The organism is Pseudomonas sp. SWRI68, from assembly GCF_014269165.1.
GTDB classification, from domain to species: Bacteria; Pseudomonadota; Gammaproteobacteria; order Pseudomonadales; family Pseudomonadaceae; genus Aquipseudomonas; species Aquipseudomonas capeferrum.
In genome coordinates this window covers 43,912-68,888 of record NZ_JABWRU010000002.1, presented here as the reverse complement: position 1 = coordinate 68,888, position 24,977 = coordinate 43,912, and the positions used below count along the sequence as shown (strand labels likewise).

Genomic DNA, 24,977 nt, shown 5'->3' with positions numbered 1-24,977 from the left:
AATGCGCCATGACCGGCTCGGCAGATTCTGCCTTTCAGGGGCCGTGCACCAGCCGCCTGCTTGACTTCATGGGCCGGGCCGACAAACCGCCCAAAGCAGTTTTTCGGCACGCTCAACCCTGTGGTCTTCCTTACCTGGCTGACACGAGGTTTCCGCCAGCCTGCGCCCGACCTTCGGCCGTAGACGCCTTGGGGTGGATAGCGACGGCCGTGTCCCGCCCGTCGCTGTGCGTTGTCAGGCCTGCGCCTGACGCATTGCGAATGGTCGCTACTTCCTTTTTCTGCAGCCAGATCAGCGTCGCAGGCGATGCGAGAGGCATCATCCACCAACGGGAAACACCGATGCGGAATAGAGCGCCAGAGTGCGCTCGTAAACAGCTTCGTCCCGAGTTATCAGCAGCAGGCTTGGGCATGCGCCCAAGAGGGCGTGCTCAGGTTGCAGATCTTCAATTTGCGACCAGAACTCGTCGGCCTTGACCCCATCGGCAAAAGGTTGAAATGCGATTGCGCTTCTGAATTTCGAGAGCTTCGTCCAGTCTGGCAAGCGCTCAAAGACATACCACTCATCAAAGCCTGGCGTGGGTAATTGAGCGATACGTCGCATCCACTGTTCCAGTCAAGCGTGCAATAGCCACCGTGTACGCCGGTGCGGAGTTTGGCTTCCATATAGATTCCGTTGTGAATCAGCGATGACGCAGGTGGCAGGACCTGCCGTCCATGACATGGAAGCAGCTTACACGCCTGCACTGTGCATGTGGGGGCTGGGCTTGCCGGCGGTGGGCTGTGAAGTGCCCCAGCACCCAGGGTCTGCTCTGGGTCGATAGCCGTTATCCATGAGCGGGCGCTTTCGACCTATGGCTGCGCTTCGCGGATCCGTGCCTTTCTGTTTGCCGATCAGCTAGGGATTGGTTCTTCTTGAGTACCAATTTATGAGCCGATCAGCTCTCTATCGCAGGCAAGAGGGTGGGTAGGATCAACACGGCCTTCCAGAAGGAACCGTTATCTCTTGTCGTTAATGAGGTGTGCCATGCCCAAGGTTGTTCACTTTCACTGTACCGGTGACGCTGATGTTCTGATCCTCGATGAAGTCGCGGTACCCACGCCGAAAAGCGGCGAGGTGGTCAATGCGCCTGCGCATGCTGTCGTCAAGCATCCGTCCAACCTCAGTTTCGTGGAGGCAGCGGCCAGCTGGATGATGTTTGTTACTGCATACGGCGCCCTGATTGAGTACGGCAATCTACAGGTTGGCGAAACCGTGCTTATCCCGGCTGCGTCGAGCAGTGTCGGCCTGGCAGCGATCCAGATCGCCAACATGCAGGGAGCCATCCCGGTGGCCCTTACCCGCACAAGTGCCAAGCGTCAGGCGTTGCTGCATGCAGGTGCAAAACATGTCATCGCCACCCAGGACGAGGATCTGATTGCCGAGGTGGCAGCGCTCACCGAGGGCAAAGGTGCGCGTATTGTTTTCGATCCGGTTGGGCGTTGGGTCGATAGCGGTCGGTCGCCGGCAAGCGCGGCTCTCATAGGTCCAGCGCATGACTGAAGACTGCTGATACTTTCGCGGGAGCCGGCTTGCTGGCGATGAGGCCGGTACTGGCTAGCGCTTTGGAACGCTGCCTGCTCTGGGGGGGGGCTGCGTTGAATGGCAGGCACGCTCCATAGCAGACCACCAAGGTAACGGACAGACGCATTTGTGAACCGAAGGACGTTTTGCTATTACAGCCGGCCATTTCAACGGAATGAACTTATGACAACCAAATCTGTAATTTATCTCACCGCTGCGCTTGCTTCAGGTTTTGCCATGGCGGCCGGTGAGCCTGATTATTCAGTGTCAGAAGAGTATTGCACCCCTAGTACTGGTAGAAGCTGCCTGATGGCAAGAAGACGGAAGATCTAATTGATAAGTGCGATGATCTGGAGTCATCCGAGAACGGCGGTTATGGGCAAAAGGCCCGCTGAGCGCGTTCCGAAGGATAAGGAGCCCGTAGGCTCCTTATTGGGCGAGGTGGCTTGTCAGGCTAGTCTCTCAGAAATCGTCTTCTGGGCTTTTCTTGAATTCCCATTCGGTCATCTTCTTCGCGGCGAGGAAACTCTTGCAGTTTGCGATGAACTCGTTACGGTTCGATTCTTTCGACAAGCTCGCCAGATTCTTTTCGTACATCTCCGGAGCACAGTTGTCTGCTGTCGGCCCGGGCACTTTTTCCTCTGAGCAAGCTGCCAAAATCATGGCCAATCCCATGATTGCACCCAGCCGAGCCAGTTTGATATCCATATTCTGATCCTTCGGTCATTGCGTTTAGCGTGGTAACGGACTTCGAGCCCGGCGGTAGCCTAAAGCGTGGGGGCGTGAAACTCCAGCTTTGACCATTTCTCTCGCCGTATACCAACGGCCGTTTTGGGTCGGAAGCAGCCGTTCCCGACTGGTCGCTTTCGCCCCTGAACGGACGGTCATACTGTTGAGTTCGGAGTGGGCTTGGAGGTGTTCGTCATGACATTTCTGGCGCTTACCAGATCGAGCGCCGCCCGCGCGGCGCATCGCGAGCTATCGCTCGCTCCTACGTTTGTTTCAGGCCAATTGTCCCGCAGGTTTTGCGCGCGAACCCCTTGGTGCATGGCCCGATATCGCGTTGTATAAACCAAGCGGCCGCGCGCCTGCACAGCCGCCACGATGACTAAGAAGATGATGCCGACCTGGCCAATTGCCCGAAATCCGCATCAACGCTAGAATTGCTAATTATTCGCATTAGCAACCCTAGGCGCCGTTCCCATGACCGCTTCTCCTGGCACTGCTGGCTCCGACCTGGAGAACCTCTACCGCGCCCACCACGGCTGGATCCGCCAGTGGCTGCAGCGCAAGCTCGGCAATGCCCACGATGCTGCGGAGTTGGCGCAGGATGTGTTCGTGCGGTTGCTGACCAAACCCCGGGCTTTCAATGACCACGAGCATGCCCGCGCGTATCTGGGGCGCATGTCGCGCAATGCGTGTGTCGACTTCTGGCGGCGGCGGCGGGTGGAGCAGGCTTATCTGGACGTGTTGGCCGCCCAGCCCGAGCAACTTGCACCCTCGCTGGAGCAGCAGGCGGTCATCCTCGAAACACTGGAACAACTGCAGGCGATGTTCGAGCGCATGCCCAAGCGGGTGGCCGACGCGTTCTCCATGGCGCAACTGCAGGGCATGAAGCAACGCGAGATCGCTGAGCAGTTGGGCGTGAGCGAGCGCAGTGTGAACAGCTACCTGGCTCAGGCGATGTACCAGTGCCTGTTGCTGGAAGCCGAACTGGATGATTCGCTGGCATGAGCCGGGGGCAACTCGACCATGGCGTGCTGCAAGCGGCGGCAGGGTGGTTCGCGCGGCTACACGCAGCAGGGCATGACGCAGCAACACTGGCGCAATGGCAAGCCTGGCTGACCGAGGATGCGCGGCATCGCCTGGCGTGGTCTTATGTAGAAAACATCAACCAGCGCTTCGGCAACCTCGATGGCCAGGCAGAACTGGCCCGGCAGGTGTTCGACAACGCTCGCAGTCACCGGCATTCGCGTCGTGCCGTGCTCGGCAGCCTTTGCGTAGCGGGCGCGGGTGGCATGTTGGGGTGGGGCGGCTGGCAGCGCGGTTGGGTGGACTCGCCACGCGCCTGGTTCGCCACCTATCGCACCAGCCTGGGGGACGTGCGGCCGCTTACACTGGCCGATGGCAGTCAGTTGTGGCTGAACGGCGGGACGGCACTGGATGTGCAGTTCGATGAAGGCGTGCGGCAACTGCGTCTGTACCGCGGCGAAATCCTGATCGAGACCGGCGAGGACTCACGACCACTGTACGTCGAGACGCGGGCAGGGCGGATGCGGCCACTCGGCACGCGGTTCAGCGTACGGGATCAGGGGCTGGCAACGACCTTGAGTGTGTTTGCAGGCTCGGTGCAGGCAACCTGCGCCGGCAGTGGTGTGCGCACTACGCTGGGCGCCGGGCAAATGCTCGTGTTCGATGCGCAACAGGCAGGCGCATCAACAGCTGCGCAGGCTCTGCGCCAGGACTGGAGCCGTGGCGTGCTGGTGGCGGAGGACATGCCGTTGGGCCAGGTAGTCGACGTTCTGCGCGAACACCGTCACGGCCACCTGGGCATCGACCCTGTGCTGAACAACTTGCGTGCGGTGGGTACCTTCCCGCTGCTGGACACCGACCGCACCTTGGCCATGCTCGAGCGTGCGTTACCCATTCGGGTGGTGCGCACCTTGCCTTGGTGGGTCTCCATCGAGGCGCGCTGAAGAAATTTCATAATTCTTTTTCTGGTTTTGCGACGCTCATGCGCTTGGTGGGATGACGCTACTTCATCCTACTTCCGGAAGGACCCTTTCATGCTGCTTCGCCATCCTGCTTTTTCGCGCCCTCATCCGCTGACTTTGGCCATCCTCCTTGCCCTTGGCAGTCACGCTGCCACCACCCAGGCCGAAAGCAACGGCGCAGCAATGCAGCGCGCGATGTTCGACATTCCGGCCGGGCCGTTGGCACAGCAACTGAACCTGCTGGCCAAACAGGCAGGGTTGTTGATTGGCGGTGATGCCACGCTCACCGCCAATAAGCAGGGCCAGGTGGTGCACGCCACCCGTGTCGAGGAGGCGCTGGCGCAGATGCTGGCGGGCAGCGGCGTGGAGGCGGTGGGCACCGGCGAGCGGGAATTTCAGCTGGTGCGTCAAATTGAAAACGCTGCCGGTGCCGTGACCCTGGGCAGCACCACTATCTCCAGTCAGGGATTGGGCGACTTGACCGAGGGCACCGGGGCCTACGCGACGGGGCGTTCGTCCACCGCCACCAAACTGCCGATGAGCCTGCGCGAAACGCCGCAGTCGGTCACCGTGGTCACCCGCCAGCGCATGGATGACCAGAACATGCAAAACCTCGACGACGTCATGCGTAACGCCACCGGCGTCACCATCATCAAGAACGGGAGCGAGCGCTCGCTGTACCAGGCTCGCGGGCAGACGGTCGAAAACCTGCAGATCGATGGCGTGCCTACCAACATCGGCAACCCGTACTCGATGGACACCATTTCCAAGCCCAACACCGACATCTACGACCGCGTTGAAGTGGTGCGGGGCGCCACCGGCCTGATGGAAGGTGCGGGTAACCCGTCCGCCTCGATCAACTTGGTCCGAAAGCGGCCTACGGCCGAGCCTCAGGCATTGATCGAAACCTCGGTTGGCTCCTGGGACAACTACAAGACCATGCTCGACCTGTCGGCGCCGCTGAATGAAGCCGGCACCCTGCGCGGCCGCTCGGTCCTTTCCTACAACAATGCCAACAGCTACCTGGACACGGCCCAGAAAGAAAACCAGCTGTTCTACGGCATCATTGAGGCCGACCTGGATGAGTCGACCCTGGCCACTTTCGGTTTTACCTACCAGAAGGAACGCAACTCCGGTTATGACTGGTCGGGCCTGCCCAGCAAGGAGAGCGGCGCGTTCTATCCGATGTCGCGTTCTACCTCGCTGACCGGTGACTGGAACCACCTGGACAAGCGCAATACCACCCTGTTCGCCGATATCCAGCACACCTTTGCCAACGGTTGGAAGGGTGTGGTGGCAGTCAACCAGATGTGGGCAAAGTCGGATTTCCTGGGTAACTACACCTACCCAGGCGGTGGCACCGACCTGTTCACCCTCAATCCGCGCCACTTTCACTTCGATGACACCCAGACCAGCATCGATGGCTATTTCACGGGCCCGTTCCAGCTGCTGGGCCGCCAGCATGAGCTGATTGTGGGTGGCAACTGGAACAAGGACGACTTCGACTACCACGGCGGGCGCGATGCTAGCTACCGCTACATCGTCGACATGAACAACCTGGCAGCGTTTGACCCACCTACACCGACCGCCCTCAATGTCAACCAATGGCAATACAACCGCACCCAGGAGCAAAAGGGCGTGTATGTGGCCAGCCGGTTCAGTCTCACCGACAGCACGACGTTTATTCTCGGCAGCCGCTTGAGCTGGTACAGCCACGATTCGCTTGATGACACCAATGGCGTGCGTGAACCCTCAGACCATAAGCACTTCTCCAAAAGTGGCGAAGTCACCCCTTATGCGGGCCTGGTGCAGGACCTGAACGAAAACTGGTCGGCCTACGCCAGCTATACCGAAATCTTCAAGCCGCAGAGCGCGCAGGATGCGGATGGCACAACGCTTTTGCCGATGACCGGCAGCAACTACGAGATCGGCTTGAAGGGAGAGTTCCTCGACAAGCGCCTGCAAACCGCTATCGCGCTGTTCCAGGCGGACCAGACCGGCCGTGCCGAGCGCGTGACCTGTGCGCAGACCTGGGCTTGCTACCGGGCGTCCGACAAAGTGCGCAACAAAGGTATCGAGCTGGAGCTGACCGGTGAGGTGCTGCCGAACTGGAACGTATCGGCGGGGTACACCTATACCCAGTCCAAGTACATGGGGGGCGAGCAGAAAGGCGAAGACTTCAACGGCGCCTCGCCACGCCATTTGTTCAAGGTTGCAACCGACTACCGCCTGCCAGGTACGCTCAACCAGCTGCGTGTAGGTGGCAGCTTCTACGCCCAGAGCAAGATGACTCAGACCGAGGTCGGCAAGGATTACAAGATCCGGCAGGATGCCTACCACCTGACCAACCTGCACGCCATCTACGAGATCAGCCGCAACCTGGAGCTGCAGTACAACCTTGATAACGTGTTCGACAAGAAGTACTACCAGACCCTGGGAAATACTAATTACTGGAATTTCTACGGTGAGCCGCGCAATTTCAATGTGGCGTTGCGGGCGAAGTTCTGACTTAGGTAGGCCCGCGAAACCACATATACGAGGCCGGCGGTGGCTGGATGGCGTGTATCAACGGCCTGGTCGTTGAGTAGACGGCCACGTGCCTTTGAGCACCGGGCAGCGTCGCACGCCGTGCTGACGGTGTTCGCCCCGAGCATGATGGGAATCGTTCAACCCGGCTACCCTGCCACCCTGTCAAAGGCGTAATCCTTGAACAACTAACCAGCCGATCCCATGGGAGCGCAGTACATGCCTGTCGACTTCAGACCCGCTCAAGCCTCGGACGCGCACGATATTGCGCGCTTCTTTCAACTGACATCGGAGGGCATGGCCGATTACATATGGAGCAAGCTTGCCGCACCTGGAGAGGCATTGCTGAGTGTCGGTGCGTCTCGCTATGCCAGGGAGCAGGGCGACTTTTCCTACAAGAACTGCCTGATGGCCACTTTCGAAGGGCGCGTCATCGGCATGATGCATAGCTATGCCTTGCGCGAGACCCGTGACAGGCCTGTCGAGACAGACCCGGTCCTCGCGCCTTATTCCGATATGGAAATACCCGACACCTTGTACATATCCAGCCTGGCCCTGGATGAGGCCTGGCGTAGCCAGGGGCTGGGTGTCCAGTTTCTTGGCCACGCCCAGCAGCGCGCTGAGGCCGCTGGCCTGGATGGGCTATGCCTGATCGATTATGAAGAAAACCACGCTGCACGCCGCTTCTACGAACGTCACGGTTTTCAGATTGTTAAAACCTGCCAGATCGTTCCGCACCCGATGCTAGGCGTAACCGGTGAAGCCTATTTGATGTATCGCCCTACCCACAACGTGCTCGAGAAAAAACCATGAACAAGAAACTGACGGTGTTCCGCGAACTGGATATTCAACCGGTGCGCGACCTTCCCTTTTTTGAAGCGGTCGTGGAAGGCACCCCTCATACGCTGACGTCCAAGTACTATCACGATGAACAGCAAGGTCGCATTTCCGGAGAATGGGAAGCCAGCACCGGCGCGTGGCGCATCGACTACAAAGTTTGGGAGTTCTGCCATGTCCTGAGTGGATGCTGCGTCATCGAGCTTGAGGATTGCGCCCCCATCACACTAGCTGCTGGCGACACGTTCATTATCGAACCGGGCGCCAAGGGCAAATGGACCGTGTTGGAAGACATGAAAAAGAACTTCGTGATTCTCTTGCCCGCGAACTAGGCACGGGGTCGCGTTTGAAGGGCAGCTATGGGTCGAGAGCGGCCGGTCGTGAGCGTCTGCTATGGACCCATAGCGGCCGGTGGCGAAAGGCAGAAATCGGCCAAAAGCGGCCTCTCGGGAACGGTGGCATGCCCCATTACGAGCAGCCGTAACAGGCCATGGACATACCCCCGTTAGATTTTTACGGCCATTTTGAAGCCGCGAAACGGTGGAGAAATTGTGCGACAACAGCGACTTATAGGGCTGCTTTTTGCTTCGGATGTACTTTATTTTTTATAAGCCTTAAGTGGTGAATCCAATCCACTCCCGGTTAATGTTGAATATATTAAAGCTTTCTTCTCCTGTGTCACACCAGAATCCAATCCAGTTTTTAGATAGATCAAACTGATTAAATGCTCCATCCCCGGTTGCAACTAGAAAACCAACCCATTCCGACGCAGCGTCAAAGATCAGAGTTACTTCTTCGTCTGCCTTTACGGTGAAGCCTATGGGTTGGCAGCTTTCTGAGAAGATATATAGCCCTGAAATATTTGAGGCTCTATTTGGGTCTATGCTTGACGTCCTTTTAGGGTCTATGGCTGACCTCAGCTTTGGGTTGATATGTGATCTTTGGAATGGATCAATGTGTGATCTTCTACGAGGATCAATATGGGATCTTTGATTTGGATTTATATGAGATCTCCGATGAGGGTCGATATGGCTTCTTCTATTGGGATCAATATGGGAGCGCCTTCTAGGGTCGATGTGGGATCTCATGTTCGGATTGATATGGGATCGCGAAGCTGGGTCTCGTGCTGAGGGTATTTTCATCTCATTCCTTATTATTCGCCAAGCCTAACTATAACTAGACGCTAATTGATGCGTAACTCCCCGGGCGGGTGTGGTGTGTAACATTCCTTGTTCCTCTTGCTATCCATGTTTATGCTGAGGCTTCCAGCTTCCCGATGAGCGTGTAAGGGACTTATACACCATAGGTGAACATCCTCGTTTGCTCGACCAGATGCGGGAGCCAGTTCTCTCGCGACACTACTCGATCCATGCGGAGCGTGTCTATTGCAAATGGGTTACGTCGCACGGGAGGAATAGGTCTGCTGAGGTCGAAACGTCTCATGCAGGTGTCTAGCGGAGAGAGGGGTAGCCCAAAAACGTCCGCTCTTGGCCGATTGCTGTTCCCGTCCGTGAATGGCAGCAATGGGTCGAAAGCGGCCAGTCGGGACCGGCTGCTCTCGACCCAAGGCGGACCTGACCCAACGCTCTGTTGCCGGCGATGGGCCGCGAAACGGCCCCGGCATAAAGGTGACTGCTATGGGCCACCTCGCAGCTTGCTGCGCTCAACACTGCCGTACGAAGCGAATGCCGCTCCGTAACCCTGGCAGGCTACCTTCCTGAAATTCACCTTACGGTAGGAGGTTGATGGCCTAGTTCGCCATCACTTCGTCCAGTGCCTGCTCAAGGGTGCTGACCGTGCGCTCGATATTGTGCAGTTTTTCGAGCCCGAACAGGCCGATGCGGAAGGTCTGGAAGTCGGCCGTCTCGTCGCATTGCAGCGGCACGCCGGCGGCTATCTGCAGGCCGTGAGCGGCAAATTTCTTGCCGCTCTTGATGTCGGCATCATCGGTGTAGCTGACCACGACGCCTGGGGCCTGGAAGCCGGCTGCGGCCACGCTCTTGAAACCTTTACCGGTCAACATGGCGCGCACCCGATCACCCAGCGCCTGTTGTTCGTCGCGGACCTTGTCGAAACCGTAGGCCTGCATCTCGTTCATCACGTCGTTGAATCGGGCGAGCGAATCGCTGGGCATGGTCGCATGGTAGGCGTGTCCGCCTTGTTCGTAGGCCTGCATGATCTGCAGCCACTTTTTCAGGTCGCAGGCAAAGCTGCTGCTCTGCGTGTGCTCGATGCGCTCGAGGGCCAATGCGCTGAGCATCACCAGGGCACAGCAAGGGGAGGCGCTCCAGCCTTTCTGCGGTGCGCTGATCAGCAGGTCGACTGCGCACTTTTGCATATCAACCCAAAGCGTGCCGGAGGCGATGCAGTCCAGCACGAACAGGCCACCCACCGCATGCACGGCGTCGCCGACGGCCCGCAGGTACTCGTCGGGCAGGATAATCCCTGACGCGGTTTCAACGTGGGGGGCGAAGACAATCTGAGGCTTGTGCGCCTGAATGGCCGCCAGCACTTCCTCCAGCGGCGGGGGCGCGTAGGCAGCCTGGTGCACGGTGTCGACCGGTCGGGCTTTCAGCACCGTGGTGGCCGCCGGGATGTTGCCCGTATCAAGGATTTGGCTCCAGCGATAACTGAACCAGCCGTTGCGTATCACCAGGCATTGCTGGCCGGTGGCAAACTGTCGCGCTACCGACTCCATGCCGAATGTACCGCTGCCCGGCACTACCGCGACAGCTTCGGCGCCATAGACCTGTTTCAGGGTCTTGGAAATGTTCTTCATCACGCCCTGAAATGTTTGTGACATGTGATTGAGCGAGCGGTCGGTATAGACCACCGAGTACTCGACCAGCCCCTCAGGATCAATACTGGGATAAAGCCTCGACATGGAGTGACTCCGTTGGCAGAGATGTCAGTGGTATCGACCCTGCCTCAAGCCTTGGCAAATGACAAGACTTGGAGCCATACGCGAATGGCCCAGTACGTTCAGCGTAGTGGTACCACTTTCAATCACTCGGAAAATGCCTGCCGCCCGTGCAACCGCTTCTAGGGGAACCTGCCATCGACCGTTACCGCCAATCCACCCTGGGCGCGAAACTGCCCCGTAGCAGGCGCGAAAAACCGCGAGTCAGTATCAATCCCACACGTGCAATCAGTCAGAATCCTCCATGAATGCCAGTAACATATGGCGACAACACACCTACTTCAAGGGCTGCTATCGGCCAGGCGTAGTCAGTTGAATGTACCCGGAAAACCCGGGAGGATTCAGTCCGCTTTGGCGAATTTGTCAAAGGTCATACCAATGGCACTGTGGTACCGAAATCGATGGCGCGCGGGTTTGCCACCTTCAACGCAGCGCGATCGACAGGAACGAGTCGATGACCTGGCTGCTGCTCCGCTCGGCCAGGTAATACAGGTACGTTTCAGTAAATACCACATCGCCAGCGATGCGGATGACTTTCAGGCAGGGGGCGCCAATGTATTCCGCCTCCGACACCGCGCCGATGCCGAGCTTGCGGATGACCGCTTCGCGCAGCGCCTCGCGGCTGCCGATTTCCATGGCCACCCGCGGGCTGACGTCAGCCTCATGCAAGGCCCGTTCCAGTGCCAAGCGGGTAGTCGAGCCGTGCTCGCGACGTAGCAGTGGCTGCCCCTGCAAGGCTTGCAGGGGCACTTCGTCATGCTTGGCGAAGGGATGTTCGACATGGACGAACAAGATAACCGGATGGCGTGCGTAGCGTTGGGCGACGAATGCCGGGTTTTCCGGCCGCCCGGCTAGTACACCGATGTCGCTCACGTAGTTTTCCAGATCGGCCAGCACCGAGGCCGAGTTGCCGACACGGATGGAGACATCGATTTGCGGATATCGGGCTTGGTAGCGGTCAACCATTTCGATCACATGGAACGGGCCAACCGCGCCAATGCGCAGTTGCCCGCGGTTGAGCTTGCCGGCGTCGCGCAGCAGGTTGGTGGCTTCGGCATCGAGCAGCGCCAGTTGCCCTGCGATCGGCAAAAGTGCACGGCCCACGGTGGTCAGTTCGATACGGCGTCCGCGCCGGTGGAACAGTTCGACATTGAACTCGCGCTCCAGGGCCTGGACCTGGTTGGTAGCCGTCGGCTGGCTGACGCCGATGGCCCTGGCCCCGGCGCTGAAGCTGGCATGGCGGGCGACGGCAAGGAAAGTACGCAGGCGTGCAGAAGACATCCATAGATCCTTTGAATGGAAAGGGGGCAAAAACCATATTGAATTGATGCGGTGACTGTCACATGACAGCCCTAGCTTTGGCCTCACCAAAAACAACCCTGCGGTGACGCCATGATTTCCCTTGCCAACCTGCGCCGTTCTGCCCGCTTTATCCTGCTGCCCCTGATGTTTACGCCGGCAGTACAGGCCCAACAGACCCTGACCGTCGGCCTGATACCTTCCGAGGACTCTCAGGCAATGATCAAGAGCAGCCAGTTGGTGCTCGACCAGCTTGAGCAGCGTCTAGGCATGCCGGTCAAACCTTTCGTGGCCACCGACTACAACGGCGTGATCGAAGCCCTGCGTGCCGGCAAGCTGGATGTGGCCTACCTGGGTCCGTTTTCGTACGTGCTGGCCAAACAGATGGCTGATGCCGAGGCGTTTGCCGTGGCCGTGACCCGCAAGACCGGCAGCAGCGCCTACCACAGCCTCATCATCGCCCGTAACGACAGTGGCATTCGCAGCTTGCAAGGCCTGCAGGGGAAGACCTTCGCCTTCGTCGACCCCAGCTCGGCTTCTGGGCACCTGTTTCCCAAGGCGGGCCTGGAGCAGGCTGGCCACGATCCGAAGACCCTTTTCTCGCGGGTGATCTTCTCTGGATCACACGACGCGAGCATCCTCGCCGTGGAAAACCGCAAAGTGGACGCCGCAGCGGTGGCCGATCGCATCCTCGCTAGCGCGGTGCACAACGGGCAGGTTAAACAGCAGGACTTCCACGTGGTGTGGACCTCGCCGGACATTCCCGAATCGCCGATGGTCTGGCGCAAAGGCCTTGACCCTGAGTTGCAAGCCAAGCTGCGCAGTGCATTCGCCGCGATCAAGGATGTGCCCTGGGGCGACCAGGGCATGCTCGACGGTTTTCAGCCCACCAGCGACGCGGCTTATGACGTGGTTCGCGATACCGCCAAGGTGCTTGATCTCGACCTGCGGAGGCTGAAATGATCCGCATCCAGCAATTAAACAAGGGCTATGCCGATAACCCGGTGCTGCGTGGCATCGACCTGCAGGTCCAGGCCGGCGAGTTCCTGGTCATCCTCGGTCAGTCCGGTGCCGGAAAATCCACCTTGCTGCGCTGCATCAACCGCCTGGCACACGCCGACAGTGGCGTGCTGGAAGTCGGCGGCGTGGACGCCATGCAGGCTTCCCAGCAGCGCGAACTTCGCCGGCGCGTAGCGATGATTTTCCAGCACCACAACGTGGTGCCGCGCCTGTCGGTGTTGAAAAACGTGCTGACCGGGCGTCTAGCGTATTGCAGCACTCTGGCCTCGCTGCTGCAGCTGTTCCGACGAGAGGACGTAGCCCTGGCCCATGATTGTTTGGGCCGCGTCGAACTGAGCGACAAGGCCAGCGCGCGCGCCGATTCGCTGTCTGGCGGACAACTGCAGCGGGTCGGCATCGCCCGGGCACTGGCCCAGCGCCCCGATGTGATCCTGGCTGACGAACCCGTGGCCAGCCTAGACCCGAAAACGGCACACCTGGTGATGCGTTATCTGCGCGAGGCGACCCGCACCCTCGGCATCACGGTGGTGTGCAACCTGCACCAAGTGGATCTGGCAAGGGCCTTCGGCGACCGTATCGTCGGCTTGGCCAGTGGCCGCCTGGTATTTGATGGTCCGGCGCAGGCCTTGGATGACGCTGCGCTGCAGCGTATTTACCACAGCGCCGCGCCTCGCCAGCCAGGCGATACCCCGCTTGCTGAAAATCTTGCCATCGCTAGTGGCACGAGGGCCTGAACATGAATCCACGTACTCACCAATGGCTGGTGCGCACGCCGGCCACATCACGCGGCTGGCTGGGCAGCGCTGCATTGCTGGTGTTAGTCCTGTGCATCCTGCATTTGAGCGCCGAGGGGGCGCAGTTGAGCTGGACCGAGCTGGCCAGCGGCCTGCCACAGATTGGCGACTTTCTCGGCCGCTCGCTGCCGCCGGACCTGAGCATCCTGCCAAGCCTCTGGCACCCAGCGCTGGAAACCCTGCAGATCGCGCTGTGGGGCACTTTGCTGGGGATTGTCGGCGCCATCCCGCTGGGCTTGCTTGCCGCGCGCAATCTGCACAACAAGCGTTGGCTGTATCAGGGTACTCGGCAACTACTCAATGTGATTCGTAGCATCAACGAACTGATCCTGGCGCTGGTGTTCGTTTCGGCAGTCGGTCTGGGCCCATTCCCTGGCGTGCTCGCTTTGGCACTGCACGGTGTGGGCATGCTTGGCAAGTTCTTCGCCGAGAGCGTCGAGGAAATCGACCAAGGTCCGATCGAGGCCTTGCAGGCAACCGGCGCTCGGCCGCTGCAGGTGATTATCTTCGGTGTGTTACCGCAGGTCATCACTGCCTGGATTGCCGTGGTGCTCTACCGCTTCGAGGTCAACCTGCGTTCGGCGACCGTGCTGGGCATGGTCGGTGCGGGCGGCCTTGGGTTCGAGCTGGTCAGCAGCTTGAAGCTATTCAAATACCAAGAAACTGCGACCTGCATCCTGCTGATCACCCTGATGGTGGTACTGGCAGACCTGCTTTCCAGCCGGCTGCGCGAAGCCATCCAGGGCTCAGCCCGTCACTGATCCTGTTCCCCCGGCCTTACCCTCTGCGCCCTTCGCTTGCGCAGGGGCGGGGCTTGCCTGGAGAAACCGCGATGCCTGCTGACGCTGTTATCGGTCTCGCCGATACCTGCCTGCGTTTAAACGATTGGAACGAAAGCTGCCAGCCGACGAGCATGGCTGCACCTTCCAACAACAATAAGGAACTGTCCATGCCTGCCTGTTTCCATAATCCTGTCTCGACCGTCTTCGGCGCTGGCAGCCTGGAGCGGATCGCCGACCTGTGCCCGGGCAAGGTCGCCTTGGTGACCTTCCCCGAGGCTGTGCAGTTGGGGCTGGTGGAGCGGGTGCGCGGCCTGCTCGGCGAGCGCCTGGTTTGTGTGATAGACAATGTGCAGCCGAACCCGGACGTGGCGTGGTTGCGCGAAGTCCACGAGCGTTTCTGGGCCGACCATGGCGATTGCGACAGCGTCTTCGCCTTGGGCGGTGGCAGCGCCATCGATACGGCCAAAGCGTTGATCGTAGGGACCGCCTCGGGGCACTTCGATGAACTGCTGGAGTTGTTGGCCAGTGGCAAACCGTTCACTCCGGCTCGGCACAAGCGGCTGATTGCCGCGCCGACCACGGCGGGTACCGGCAGCGAGGTCACGCCGTGGGCCACGCTGTGGGATGCCGGCCGGCAGAAGAAGTACTCCCTGCATTTGCCGTGCACCTGGCCTCAGGTGGCGTTGATCGACCCACAGCTGATGCTCAGCGTACCCGGCGGAGTGACAGTGTCCACCGGGCTGGATGCGTTATCACATGCCCTGGAAGCGATCTGGAACCACAACGCTAATCCTATTTCGGACACCTTTGCAGTGTCGGCCATCGAGGACATCCTGGACTGCCTGCCGCAGTTGCAGCAGGACCTGGGCAACCCCGAGCTGCGCACACGCATGGCGTTGGCCGCGCTCAAGGCCGGGATGGCGTTCTCCAACACCAAGACGGCCCTGGCCCATTCCATCTCGTATGAAATGACCCTGCGCCATGGGCTGCCCCATGGCATCGCCTGTTCGTTCACCCTGCCGATGGTCCTTGGCCTGGCCTGGGGCCGTGACGGCCAACGCGACCGTACCCTGCAGAAGGTTTTCGGCCCTGACCTTGACGCCGCCCAGCAGCGCTTGCGGGGTTTCTTGCATCGCTTGGGCGTGCGCACCGAGTTTGAAGATTACGGCGTGACAGCCGCCGAAGCCGAAGCGATGATCGATGACGCCATGCAGGGTCCACGCGGACGCAATTTCATCGGCTCTCAAGCCGCCTGACGCATCACGCTTTTCCTCCCGCACCGAACAAGAGTGCCGACTCGCCGCGCCCCCGTGCCGGCGGCAGCGAACAAAAGGAAACCGTCATGAACCGTGCACAAACACTGCCTGGCTCGATCCCGACTACCATGCCGTTCCGCCTGGCCCAGTGGCGCATGCTGCTGGCTGCCATGTTCTGCTACCTGTTTTTCTACACGGGTCGTCAGACCTTCGGTTTTGCCATCCCTGGTATCCAGGCCGAATTCGGCCTGAGCAAGGAGACGCTCGGTTGGGCCTCCAGCGCGATGTTGTGGATGTACGCGATAGGCCAGGCCATCAATGGCAACCTGGCCGACAAATTCGGCGGGCGGCGCATCATGACGCTGGGCGCAGTGCTGTCATGTGGCGCCAACTGGGTGACCAGCTTCGCTGGCGGCTTGCTGAGCCTGGTGCTGCCCTGGGGCGTCAACGGCTACTTCCAGGCACTGGGCTGGGCGCCGGGCAGTCGCCTGCTGTCGAACTGGTGGAGCGCCGCCGAGCGGGGCAGGGTCTACGGCTTCTACGTGTTCGCAGCCGGGTGTGCCTCGGTGCTGTCGTATGTCACCTCGGTGGTCATTCTCGATGTGTTGCATCTGGAGTGGCGCTGGATCTTTCGCCTGCCCGTGCTCTTGATGCTGGCAGGAGGCATCGTCTTCTACCTGGTGGCCCGGGAGCGGCCGCAGGACATGGGTTACCCGGCGCTGGACAACACCGGCGTGGCCAATGCCCAGGACCGCAGCAGCGAGGCCACGCAGACGGACCAAGAGACCTCGCGGCAACGCTACCTGGCGGTGCTGAAGAACCCGCGCTTGTTGGTGGCTGCGGTTTCTCTCGGCTTTCAGAACGCCGCTCGCTACGGCTTGATCGTCTGGGTCCCGGTGCACTTCCTCGGTGCCAACTGGCAGAAGGGCGACAGTTTCATCGACCCCAAGTGGATCACCATCGCCTTGCCCGTGGGTATGGCGGTCGGAGCACTTAGCAACGGCTGGGTCTCGGACAAGCTGTTCGGCAGCAAGCGGTACCTGGCGATCATGCTGTACATGGTGCTTGGCGCACTCACCAGCCTGTGGATGTGGAGCCTCCCGGCGCACAGCGCAGTCGGTCTGCTAGCGTTGTTCCTGTGCGGCTTCTTCGTCTATGGGCCGGCATCGAGTTTCTGGGCACTGTGCCCGGACCTGGTAGGTGCCCGCCGCGCCGGTACTGCGACCGGCATCATGAATTTCTCATCGTATCTCTTCGCCGGGCTGGCTGAGCCGCTGATCGGTCGTATGCTCGATACAACCGGCAATACGTCGCTGATTTTCATCGTGGTCACCACGGCTTGTGCCTGCAGCGCGCTGGTTGCGCTGTTCGTACGCCGTTGAGGGCGCCACCATGCTTTCAGCTTGCAGCTGTTTCTTGATCGAGAGAAGCCATGTACCAGTACCACAAGTGGTTGCGGTCCTTTCATGCAGTCGCCAGCACAGGCAGCTTTACCCAGGCGGCGCAGTTGCTGAGTATCGGCCAGCCCACCATCAGCGAGCAGGTGAGCGGGCTGGAGAAGCGGTTTTCGGTGGAGTTGTTCCATCGCCGCGGCCGCTTCATCGAACTGAGCACAGCTGGCCGCCAGCTGTACGACATCACCCAGGGTCTGTTCGGCCAGGAAGACGAGGCATTGCAACTGCTGCAGAGCTTCCACCAGCGCAAGCAGGGCATGCTGCGGATCGGCGCGGTATCACCTCCCATCGCCATGAGCCTGACCTACGAGCTGATGCAGCATTATCCGCAGATCGAGCTGGAAACCTCGTTCAGCAGCGAGGCCGGGACATTGGAGCGGCTCTACAACTTCGACATCGACCTGGCGATCCTCGCCTTGTCGGAGTTCGACCACCGGCTCAGTACGCGGTTGTATCGCACCTGTCCGATTCTTGCGGTGGTTCGCGACGATCACCCTTGGGCCGGGCAAGCCAGTGTGAGCGTGAAGGAGATAGCCGGTCAGCCAGTGGTGCTGCGCGAACCGGCCTCGCGTACTCGCCAACTGGTAGAAGAAGGCTGCCGCCAGCATGCAGTGGCGTTGGACTGCGCCATGCAGTTGAACAGCCGCGAGGCGATTGTCCATGCAGTGGTGCACGGCATCGGTGTGGGTTTCGTCTCGGCTGTAGAGCATGCCGATCGGCCGGGTACGCGCTCAATCGCCTTCGCCGAGGACCCGTTCCATATCAGCTACTTCCTGTGCTGCCTGGCCATCCGCCGTAAGCGGCCAATCATCGGCGAATTGTTCGATTCGTTGACCAATCACTGATTCAAGCGCTCAACGCCAGCGCGCTACCGTGCTAGGCGGGCTTCGCTCATCGCTTTTTCACTCAAGGAGCAATGTCATGAACTATCAGCAACCCAAGCAACTGCAGGCCGTGATTCTCGATTGGGCCGGCACCGTGGTGGATTTTGGCTCATTTGCACCGACCCAGATCTTCGTTGAAGCCTTCGCCGAGTTCGGCGTGCAAGTCAGCCTGGAAGAAGCCCGCGGCCCAATGGGCATGGGCAAGTGGGACCATATCCGCACGCTGTGCGACCTGCCGGCCATCGCCGAGCGCTATCGGCTGGCATTCGGCCGCACGCCCACCGACAACGATGTGACCGCTATCTACGAACGCTTCATGCCGTTGCAGATCGAGAAAATCGCCGAGCACTCGGCGTTGATCCCTGGCGCTCTGGAGGTCATCGAGCAATTGCGCGCAAAGCACCTGAAAATCGGCTCATGCTCTGGCTATCCGGCAGTGGTAATGGATAAAGTGGTGGCGCTGGCCAGGACCAAAGGCTACGTGGCCGATCATGTGGTCGCTACCGATGAGGTGCCGAACGGGCGCCCCTATCCGGCGCAATCCTTGGCCAACGTCATTGCCTTGGGGATCAGTGACGTGGCCGCATGCGTCAAGGTCGACGACACCTGGCCTGGGATCCTCGAAGGCCGCAGTGCCGGAATGTGGACGGTTGCCCTGACTTGCTCGGGCAATGCGCTTGGCCTGACATACGAACAGTACAAGGCACTGCCGGAGGCAGAGCTTGAGCAGGCGCGCACGCGCATTGGCCAGATATTCGAGGGCGCACGGCCGCACTACCTGATCGATACCATTGCCGAGTTGCCGGGAGTGATCGCCGATATCGAAGCGCGACTGCAACAAGGTGAGATGCCCCAGAGCGTCTGACGCTAAGAGGGTACCGATTGAAGAAGTCGCGCAGCGTTTGGGCTATACGTCTCAGGCGGCGTTCAGTCGGGCGTTCAAGCGTGTTACGGGTAAGACGCCTGGGTTGAGTCGCAGATTGAGGCAGTCGGCTGCCACCTGAAACTGAGTGGAATCAGTGGGGGGGCATAATGGGCGGCTTTGGGTCGACAAGCCGCCTTCCACGAACGGCAGCTTTCGACCCAAAGCGGACATTGATCAAGTTAACGGAATGCATCAGGTGGTCGAGAGGCTTGTTAGAGCGGCGAACGCTCCTGAGATAGCAATGCCCTTGCCTATCAAACCTCGCATGGACGGGCTAGATTTAGAGTCCGTAGCCTTGCGAATCCTGTTGAACTATCTGGGAAAGCCATACAGCTTGCTCGGGTTCAACGACAATATCTGATTCCGAATTGATTCAGACGGTATCCATCCAAGAAGTAAGTCCGCCAGCAGGGCATCGTCTGGCTTAGACCCTTTTTCAGTGACGTGCGGCCAATCAGATCCCCACACGAAACGATCAGGGCGTTTTGCAACAAGAAGCCCTGCCAGCTGTCCATAATCCTCGTAAGAAGGGGCTCCGACAACAGAGCTGATGTAGGCGCCCGATAGCTTGATCCACACCTTGTCCGTATCCAGCAAACGCTGCAAGACCTTGAACGGTTCAGAGTCAAAGCCGCCAGGTTGCTCTACTTCGCCTAAGTGATCGATGACCACATTACCGGGGAGCTTGCGCAATCGCGCTTCTAAGCCGGGCAACGCCTTCCCTGGGGATACAAACTGAACATGCCACCCCAGTTCATTCACTCGAGCAGCTAAGGGCTCAAGATATTCGATGCCAGCTCCACCAAAGCTCAAATTGATGCGAACGCCGCGTACCCCGGCGGCATGCATCTTTTGTAGATCGTAGTCGCTGATAGTCGGCTCGATTACAGCGACCCCGCGAGCGTTGCCGTTACTGGCTTCCAAGCCGTCCATCAGCACCTGATTGTTAAAGCCGTAGGTCGAGGGCGTAACTATTACCATCCGATGAACCCCCAGACGCTCCTGAAGCTGCTGGTAGTCAGCTAGGGTAGCATTCGGTGGTCGAAGCTTGGCATTTGGTACGGGAGGGACGCGGTCGTCGAACAGGTGCATATGACAGTCGACGCTACCGGAGGGGAATTTTAGTCTGGGCGGTTGCTCGCCTGTAGACCAGGGGACAGCAGCCAAACTTTGCCCTGCGGCTGCGAATCCTAAAAGTGAGGCCGAAGCCGCTACGAAATGCCGTCGCGTGAGGCTCATGAGTCATCCAGTGAAATTGAGGTCAAGCTTTACGTCAGTCCCCGCACTGACAATGACCGTCCATGCGGGGGCTCTTACTTACACAGCCTCGGGCTGCTCTAGCCGCCCTAGAACTTCTGAGCGCCGCGACAGGAACCGGTCCCAGACCTCAGGATTTAGCAGATGGGGAGGTCTAGTGCCTTCGAGCATGGAAATCAGCTGCTCTGCGGAAGAGCGCGCGACGTTGCGACGTCCGCCATGACTCACCCCTGCGGTATGGAAGGTCGCAACGACATTGCTGAGGCTGAGAAGCGGGGCCTCATGGCGTGGTGGTTCAACTTCCCAAACGTCCAAACCAGCACCTCGCAGGTGCCCAGTTTTAAGCGCTTCGTACAAGGCGGCTTCATCATGAATTCCACCCCGAGCGGTGGAGATAAACACCGAACCCGGCTTCATCATTGCGAATGCATCAGCGCCGATCATATGACTGGTTTGAGAGTTCAGTGGGCAGTGCAGCGAGACGAAGTCACTGCGCTGCAGAAGGTCCTCCAGGCTAACCGGCTCTGCCCCACGTGACCGGATTTCATCCGGAGTCAGATGGGGATCGTAGGCCAAAACCTCCAAACCGAAACCCTTCGCGACGTTTGCCGTTCGGGTACCAATTTCACCGATACCGATGATGCCGAACGTGGCTCCGTGAATTTCATCCCCCATCAGATCTTCGCGTGTGAAGCCGGTTTCGGTCCTGAGCTTTCTATCGGACTCAACCACACGTTTGACCACAGCCAGAAGTAGGGCGAATGTGTGCTCTGCCACCGAGTGGGCATTCGCACCAGCCTGATTCACGACAGGGATGCCTGCAGCAGTGCAAGCATCGACGTCCACTGTGTCGTATCCTGCCCCACCCGCCGACACACAGAGGAGGTTGGGGCAAGACTTGATGAACGCTTCAGTCACCCACCAGCGCTTGGGCAGATCATCTTTAGCTGCGCAAACGTGGTACCCATGGCTTTGTGCTAACGCATTAGCCGTGTCCGAGTCCTCTGGATCTCGGGATGCAATCTGTAGATCGACGTTGGCATTGCGTGCCAGCGTTTCGTCAAAGATGGGGTTGATCCAGAGATCCAGGCGGCACACCCGTGCCTTGAAAGCGGCAGTCATTTAAAAATCCTCTGTGGTGAAGCAAACCAGTAACAGTCGCTCGCAGTCGGCTCAAACCAACTAGGTATTGGACGGTTTCAGCTCAGCTTGATGTTGAGTGGTGGCGTCTGCGTCCAAAGTGATAACAGCAGCTGCGGGAACGGGCTCTTTAATAGTGAGCAGAATTAGGAAGCTGACGAACGATGCGATCGCCATGCACAGAAACACTTGGGACCAGCCGTAGCTGTCGAGAAGCAATCCCACGAGGAATGGCGCTGCTGCCCCGCCAAGCTGTCCACCCGTGTTAACGATCGAGCTCGCCACAGGGAATACCTTCTTCGAGGCCAAACCCATCGGGTAAACCATGTAGGATGAATAGCCGATGCTGATGAGCGTGCCCGTGAGGAACATCAGCCCTGCGTAGAGAAGCGGATCGTTGGGCGAGTTGATCAAGGCGTACATCATCCCGGCCGTTGCCAGAGCAGAGAGCATCATGCCCGGCTTCCGACGCTTGCCCAGAAGGCGGTCGGAAAGGATGCCGCCCAGCAGATTGCCGAAAATAGCGCCTACCCAAGGCGCCGCGGCCACGAACCCCATGTTCATGATCGAGAAGTTTTTGACGCTCACAAGATAGGTAGGGATCCACGACAGAAGGATCATAGAGATGCCGACCTGAAAGCTGTAGCCAAGTGAGCAGCCGATGACGTTCCAAGAGCGGAAAAGGCCCTTGCTAGTAGAAATGGGTTCTACCGGCGTGACACGGATAAATTTGTCGAGCTTTTTGAGGTCCCGGCGTGCAGCTTTGTCTTGATGGCTAATAACGTTGTTAGCTTCATCGGCGATGTATTCGAGCTCCTTGGAGTTTACGAATTTGCTTTCCGACGGCTGATTGGTAACTAGGAAATACCACATGATCGCCAAGATGACCCCTGGAATGGCGAAGAAGTAGAAAATTTCGCGCCAACCCCATATCGCAACGATAGCCACGCAAAGCGGTGGGACCAAGACTGGACCGAATTTGACGGCGGCTAGGAAAATGCCTGTCGCCGTGCCCTTTTCCTTGCCCGGGAACCAGTTGTTGATCGTCGAGGCGATGCCAATCGGCAGAGGCCCCTCGGCAATTCCGAGCAAGAACCTACAAATTTTAAGACCCACAACCGAACTGACGGTGCCCATTAAGGCCGTGAAGACGGAGGTGGCGATCATGGAGAAGGAAAAAATCTTCCTTACGCCATAACGACTTGAAGCGAAGCCGGAGGGAATTTGCGCCAAAGCGTATGCCAAGAGGAATACGCTGAGCAGCGCTCCTGCTTCGGCGTTGGTCATTGGATATTCTTCCCGGATAAACGGGAGTGCCACTCCGAGGTTTGCTCTGTCAGCCGACGCGACTGTATAGACCAAGAAGAACAGTCCGGCGACGACCCACCGGAACCGAGATGGTTTTTGGGCGTTGTTGATACCGTTACTCATGCTTTCACCTGCTCTTATTATTAACGGTTGCGGGTTATCAGCAGGTCGCTCTTGGTTTGTTTACGGCAACAGCATGCCGTCGGACCTAAGCCCGTGCATTTAGCGACCTTACCTTGATTGTTCGAATGCCTGTGCGCTTTAGGACGCAAGGCCTTTAAGCGCTACGTCGGCGGATCGAGAAGATGCAGATGCTGAGGATGGCGGTCGGGGCGTCGACGATGACTGAACCTCGGCACGGCGATAGCAGGCCATGACAGCATCGAAAGAGGGCGAACCATTCGGGAGGTTCGTGAACTGCTAAACAGGCGCGCAGATACAGGCAGTTGCGCGTCAGCCATTTTTTGGGGGGTGGGGCTCATGGCTCCTCCGAAATTGTTCTTATGGAGCCGACTATAAACCAGATTGTACTAGGATTGTATTTTTTTATGAGGGCCCTGTTTTTCCCGATCGGTGGGCCATGAAGCGCCGGTAGGCCATCCGGATATGCGTCGTCATGGCCTGCTTGGCGAGCTCCCCGTCTCCGATTTCGATCGCATAGGTGATGTCCAGGTGCTGCTGCAGGCTTCGGGCGAAGTCCGCTTCAGCGTAGAGAAAAAAGGACCGCGTAATCACAGGCATGTCGATAAGGGTCTGGAGCATGGAGCGCAATCGTTGGGAGCGAGCAGTCTCCAGCAACTGATGATGAAACTCCCTGTTTGCCGCCTGGACATCAAGCTGGACGTTCTCGTCACCCCGCTTGATAGCGGATGCCATTGCGTCATTTATTCGATGGAGAGCTTGTACGTCCTGCTCTGTAGCCCGCATGGCAGCTAGCATGGCGGCGTGCGGTTCCAGCAGTTCCCGCAAGCTGAACATCTCTTCGACGTCCCACTTCGTCCATCCCGCAACGAATACACCCCGATTGGTCTCCACGACCGCCAATCCGTCATCAACAAGCCTCTTGAGGGACGCACGGACAGGCGTGCGGCTCAGCTCGAACTCTCGACTGAGAGGCTCCTCCTTCAACTGAGTCCCAGGCTCATACTGACCGGCAATGATGCGATTACGCAAAGTCTCGTAGATTTGCTCACTAGCCATATCCGCCGCTCTCTCTCCTGTCTGTCTGAACTACCGCAGGCACCATGAAATCCTTGCCCGATGCACCGGTATAGTGCTCATTATCGCAACGGGCCCTACCGTTTGTACCGAAATTGTTTGCATAAACCATGATTGTACTTTTATTGTATTTGCAGACACTTTCTGTGTTCGCTCAAGCAACGGCGAAGCGTGATCATTGATCAGCGAGCAGTCCTCAAGGCTTGAGCCCGATCCAACCAGACGGATACAGCCATGCCCATCCCACAAGAACAAATCGAAGTCCTCAAGAAGCTCGGCTCAGCCACTATTCATGAAGCCCAAGGTCAGACCGGTGCGCTTGATAGCGGCTTCAAACCGATTGATCCGACTGTGAGGCTATGCGGCCCGGCCCTGACGGTTGACTGCCGCCCTGACGACAACCTCGCGATTCACTTCGCTTTGACCAAGGCTAAGCCAGGGGATGTGCTCGTCGTGGATGCCAAGGGCTTCATGGAAGCTGGCCCGTGGGGTGATCTGCTTACCCTCGCCGCACAAAAACTCGGCATCGTAGGACTGGTAATGAACGGCGCGGTGCGAGATGCGGACGCCATCATCGAAATGGGTTTCCCTACCTTTGCTCGTGGGTTGAGCATCAAGGGGACGAACAAATGCCAGCCTGGAAAAGTGAACGTGCCCATCGTCATCGGCAACGTGCATATCCGGCCTGGCGATATCATCGTCGGTGACCGAGACGGCCTCGTAGTCGTAGAGAAAGATCGCGTAGAGGAAGTCATCAGTCTGAGCAGGGCTCGCGAGGACAAGGAGGACGGCATTCGTCATGGCATCGAGGCCGGCATCAGTACCGTTCAACTACTGGGGCTCGAAGCTACGCTCGAACGCCTTGGAATGAAGTAACTTTCAATGCGCCTGGGGGTCAACCACGACTTGATCCCATCAAGGGTCCCCAGGCGCACCTACTCATGACTTATTTGCCCGAAAACTACCAACCACCGGTCGCGTGGCCATGTCTCAATCGGTTGAATGAACGTCCGTTATGGGTCGATAGGGGTCATCCTCGGTCGGCAGCTATCGACCCACAGCCGCCGTTAGAGACATGCA

At 58.9% G+C, this 24,977-nt stretch carries 21 protein-coding genes and 2 pseudogenes; 15 read left to right on the top strand and 8 right to left on the bottom strand.

Features of this window, described 5'->3' with window-relative positions:
- Positions 1–318: 318 nt before the first annotated feature.
- A complete protein-coding gene (locus HU770_RS03925; RefSeq protein ID WP_186663092.1) occupies positions 319–603 on the bottom strand; it encodes a hypothetical protein in 285 nt (94 codons plus the stop codon).
- Between the two features lie 423 nt (positions 604–1,026).
- Here HU770_RS03925 and HU770_RS03920 point away from each other — a divergent pair.
- Positions 1,027–1,479 (top strand): annotated as a pseudogene (locus tag HU770_RS03920) (zinc-binding dehydrogenase); the annotation flags it as partial.
- A 546-nt stretch (positions 1,480–2,025) separates the two neighbouring features.
- Here the strand turns inward: HU770_RS03920 and trbK are convergent.
- Positions 2,026–2,271 carry an entry exclusion lipoprotein TrbK gene (trbK, locus tag HU770_RS03915; RefSeq protein WP_186663091.1) on the bottom strand — a complete coding sequence of 82 codons (246 nt, stop codon included), beginning with the start codon at positions 2,269–2,271 and terminating at the stop codon, positions 2,026–2,028.
- 495 nt (positions 2,272–2,766) lie between these two features.
- Between trbK and HU770_RS03910 the strand changes: the two genes are divergently transcribed.
- The 5 genes from HU770_RS03910 to HU770_RS03890 all read left to right on the top strand — a co-directional run bounded on the left by HU770_RS03910 (position 2,767) and on the right by HU770_RS03890 (position 7,972).
- On the top strand, positions 2,767–3,297 hold the full coding sequence (locus HU770_RS03910) for a sigma-70 family RNA polymerase sigma factor (RefSeq protein ID WP_186663090.1): 531 nt from the start codon (positions 2,767–2,769) through the stop codon (positions 3,295–3,297).
- On the top strand, positions 3,294–4,259 hold the full coding sequence (locus HU770_RS03905; RefSeq protein WP_186663089.1) for a FecR domain-containing protein: 966 nt from the start codon (positions 3,294–3,296) through the stop codon (positions 4,257–4,259). The genes HU770_RS03910 and HU770_RS03905 overlap by 4 nt, the downstream gene beginning before the upstream one ends.
- 90 nt (positions 4,260–4,349) lie before the next feature.
- A complete protein-coding gene (locus HU770_RS03900) occupies positions 4,350–6,785 on the top strand; it encodes a TonB-dependent siderophore receptor (RefSeq protein WP_186663088.1) in 2,436 nt (811 codons plus the stop codon).
- Positions 6,786–7,022: 237 nt separating this feature from the next.
- Complete coding sequence (locus HU770_RS03895; protein ID WP_238347506.1) at positions 7,023–7,616, top strand: N-acetyltransferase; 594 nt, start codon at positions 7,023–7,025, stop codon at positions 7,614–7,616.
- Positions 7,613–7,972, top strand: a complete 360-nt coding sequence (locus tag HU770_RS03890) for a cupin domain-containing protein (protein WP_186663086.1) — start codon at positions 7,613–7,615, stop codon at positions 7,970–7,972. Before HU770_RS03895 ends, HU770_RS03890 begins: the two co-directional genes overlap by 4 nt.
- Positions 7,973–9,390: 1,418 nt before the next feature.
- Here the strand turns inward: HU770_RS03890 and HU770_RS03885 are convergent.
- Both HU770_RS03885 and HU770_RS03880 read right to left on the bottom strand, forming a co-directional pair.
- Positions 9,391–10,524: an aminotransferase class V-fold PLP-dependent enzyme gene (locus tag HU770_RS03885; protein WP_186663085.1), complete on the bottom strand. Its 1,134-nt coding sequence runs from the start codon at positions 10,522–10,524 to the stop codon at positions 9,391–9,393.
- A gap of 459 nt (positions 10,525–10,983) precedes the next feature.
- The gene (locus HU770_RS03880; RefSeq protein WP_186663084.1) at positions 10,984–11,841 is read right to left on the bottom strand and encodes a LysR substrate-binding domain-containing protein; all 858 of its coding nucleotides are present in this window, start codon (positions 11,839–11,841) and stop codon (positions 10,984–10,986) included.
- A 111-nt stretch (positions 11,842–11,952) separates the two neighbouring features.
- Between HU770_RS03880 and phnD the strand changes: the two genes are divergently transcribed.
- The 8 genes and pseudogenes from phnD to HU770_RS03840 all read left to right on the top strand — a co-directional run.
- Positions 11,953–12,822, top strand: coding sequence for a phosphonate ABC transporter substrate-binding protein (gene phnD, locus HU770_RS03875; RefSeq protein WP_186663083.1), 870 nt, complete (start codon positions 11,953–11,955; stop codon positions 12,820–12,822).
- Positions 12,819–13,613, top strand: a complete 795-nt coding sequence (gene phnC, locus HU770_RS03870) for a phosphonate ABC transporter ATP-binding protein (RefSeq protein WP_186663082.1) — start codon at positions 12,819–12,821, stop codon at positions 13,611–13,613. Before phnD ends, phnC begins: the two co-directional genes overlap by 4 nt.
- A 2-nt stretch (positions 13,614–13,615) precedes the next feature.
- The gene (gene phnE / locus HU770_RS03865) at positions 13,616–14,434 is read left to right on the top strand and encodes a phosphonate ABC transporter, permease protein PhnE (RefSeq protein ID WP_186663081.1); all 819 of its coding nucleotides are present in this window, start codon (positions 13,616–13,618) and stop codon (positions 14,432–14,434) included.
- Between the two features lie 188 nt (positions 14,435–14,622).
- A complete protein-coding gene (gene psrA / locus HU770_RS03860; RefSeq protein ID WP_186663080.1) occupies positions 14,623–15,711 on the top strand; it encodes an iron-containing alcohol dehydrogenase PsrA in 1,089 nt (362 codons plus the stop codon).
- 86 nt (positions 15,712–15,797) lie between these two features.
- The gene (locus tag HU770_RS03855; RefSeq protein WP_186663079.1) at positions 15,798–17,093 is read left to right on the top strand and encodes an MFS transporter; all 1,296 of its coding nucleotides are present in this window, start codon (positions 15,798–15,800) and stop codon (positions 17,091–17,093) included.
- Between the two features lie 50 nt (positions 17,094–17,143).
- Complete coding sequence (locus tag HU770_RS03850; protein ID WP_186663078.1) at positions 17,144–18,010, top strand: LysR substrate-binding domain-containing protein; 867 nt, start codon at positions 17,144–17,146, stop codon at positions 18,008–18,010.
- A 76-nt stretch (positions 18,011–18,086) separates the two neighbouring features.
- Positions 18,087–18,914 (top strand): phosphonoacetaldehyde hydrolase, encoded by an 828-nt coding sequence (gene phnX / locus HU770_RS03845; protein ID WP_186663077.1) that lies wholly within the window; start codon positions 18,087–18,089, stop codon positions 18,912–18,914.
- Positions 18,899–19,053 (top strand): annotated as a pseudogene (locus tag HU770_RS03840) (helix-turn-helix domain-containing protein); the annotation flags it as partial. The gene phnX and the pseudogene HU770_RS03840, both read left to right, overlap by 16 nt.
- Positions 19,054–19,286: 233 nt before the next feature.
- Here the strand turns inward: HU770_RS03840 and HU770_RS03835 are convergent.
- From HU770_RS03835 to HU770_RS03820, 4 genes are all read right to left on the bottom strand, one after another.
- Positions 19,287–20,066 carry an amidohydrolase family protein gene (locus HU770_RS03835; RefSeq protein ID WP_238347507.1) on the bottom strand — a complete coding sequence of 260 codons (780 nt, stop codon included), beginning with the start codon at positions 20,064–20,066 and terminating at the stop codon, positions 19,287–19,289.
- Between the two features lie 225 nt (positions 20,067–20,291).
- Entirely contained in the window at positions 20,292–21,353 is a 1,062-nt protein-coding gene (locus HU770_RS03830; RefSeq protein WP_186663075.1) for a hydroxyacid dehydrogenase, read from the bottom strand.
- A 60-nt stretch (positions 21,354–21,413) separates the two neighbouring features.
- Entirely contained in the window at positions 21,414–22,802 is a 1,389-nt protein-coding gene (locus tag HU770_RS03825; protein ID WP_186663074.1) for an MFS transporter, read from the bottom strand.
- A 423-nt stretch (positions 22,803–23,225) separates the two neighbouring features.
- Positions 23,226–23,879 (bottom strand): GntR family transcriptional regulator, encoded by a 654-nt coding sequence (locus HU770_RS03820; RefSeq protein WP_008091552.1) that lies wholly within the window; start codon positions 23,877–23,879, stop codon positions 23,226–23,228.
- A gap of 252 nt (positions 23,880–24,131) precedes the next feature.
- Here HU770_RS03820 and HU770_RS03815 point away from each other — a divergent pair, with 252 nt between their 5' ends.
- Positions 24,132–24,773, top strand: coding sequence for a 4-carboxy-4-hydroxy-2-oxoadipate aldolase/oxaloacetate decarboxylase (locus HU770_RS03815; RefSeq protein ID WP_186663073.1), 642 nt, complete (start codon positions 24,132–24,134; stop codon positions 24,771–24,773).
- Positions 24,774–24,977: the final 204 nt, after the last annotated feature.

Bases quoted from the DNA above. Each gene is read 5' to 3' on its own strand.
- HU770_RS03925 (WP_186663092.1), bottom strand. From the start codon at position 603: ATGCGACGTATCGCTCAATTACCCACGCCAGGCTTTGATGAGTGGTAT.
- trbK (WP_186663091.1), bottom strand. From the start codon at position 2,271: ATGGATATCAAACTGGCTCGGCTGGGTGCAATCATGGGATTGGCCATG.
- HU770_RS03910 (WP_186663090.1), top strand. From the start codon at position 2,767: ATGACCGCTTCTCCTGGCACTGCTGGCTCCGACCTGGAGAACCTCTAC.
- HU770_RS03905 (WP_186663089.1), top strand. From the start codon at position 3,294: ATGAGCCGGGGGCAACTCGACCATGGCGTGCTGCAAGCGGCGGCAGGG.
- HU770_RS03900 (WP_186663088.1), top strand. From the start codon at position 4,350: ATGCTGCTTCGCCATCCTGCTTTTTCGCGCCCTCATCCGCTGACTTTG.
- HU770_RS03895 (WP_238347506.1), top strand. From the start codon at position 7,023: ATGCCTGTCGACTTCAGACCCGCTCAAGCCTCGGACGCGCACGATATT.
- HU770_RS03890 (WP_186663086.1), top strand. From the start codon at position 7,613: ATGAACAAGAAACTGACGGTGTTCCGCGAACTGGATATTCAACCGGTG.
- HU770_RS03885 (WP_186663085.1), bottom strand. From the start codon at position 10,524: ATGTCGAGGCTTTATCCCAGTATTGATCCTGAGGGGCTGGTCGAGTAC.
- HU770_RS03880 (WP_186663084.1), bottom strand. From the start codon at position 11,841: ATGTCTTCTGCACGCCTGCGTACTTTCCTTGCCGTCGCCCGCCATGCC.
- phnD (WP_186663083.1), top strand. From the start codon at position 11,953: ATGATTTCCCTTGCCAACCTGCGCCGTTCTGCCCGCTTTATCCTGCTG.
- phnC (WP_186663082.1), top strand. From the start codon at position 12,819: ATGATCCGCATCCAGCAATTAAACAAGGGCTATGCCGATAACCCGGTG.
- phnE (WP_186663081.1), top strand. From the start codon at position 13,616: ATGAATCCACGTACTCACCAATGGCTGGTGCGCACGCCGGCCACATCA.
- psrA (WP_186663080.1), top strand. From the start codon at position 14,623: ATGCCTGCCTGTTTCCATAATCCTGTCTCGACCGTCTTCGGCGCTGGC.
- HU770_RS03855 (WP_186663079.1), top strand. From the start codon at position 15,798: ATGAACCGTGCACAAACACTGCCTGGCTCGATCCCGACTACCATGCCG.
- HU770_RS03850 (WP_186663078.1), top strand. From the start codon at position 17,144: ATGTACCAGTACCACAAGTGGTTGCGGTCCTTTCATGCAGTCGCCAGC.
- phnX (WP_186663077.1), top strand. From the start codon at position 18,087: ATGAACTATCAGCAACCCAAGCAACTGCAGGCCGTGATTCTCGATTGG.
- HU770_RS03835 (WP_238347507.1), bottom strand. From the start codon at position 20,066: ATGCACCTGTTCGACGACCGCGTCCCTCCCGTACCAAATGCCAAGCTT.
- HU770_RS03830 (WP_186663075.1), bottom strand. From the start codon at position 21,353: ATGACTGCCGCTTTCAAGGCACGGGTGTGCCGCCTGGATCTCTGGATC.
- HU770_RS03825 (WP_186663074.1), bottom strand. From the start codon at position 22,802: ATGAGTAACGGTATCAACAACGCCCAAAAACCATCTCGGTTCCGGTGG.
- HU770_RS03820 (WP_008091552.1), bottom strand. From the start codon at position 23,879: ATGGCTAGTGAGCAAATCTACGAGACTTTGCGTAATCGCATCATTGCC.
- HU770_RS03815 (WP_186663073.1), top strand. From the start codon at position 24,132: ATGCCCATCCCACAAGAACAAATCGAAGTCCTCAAGAAGCTCGGCTCA.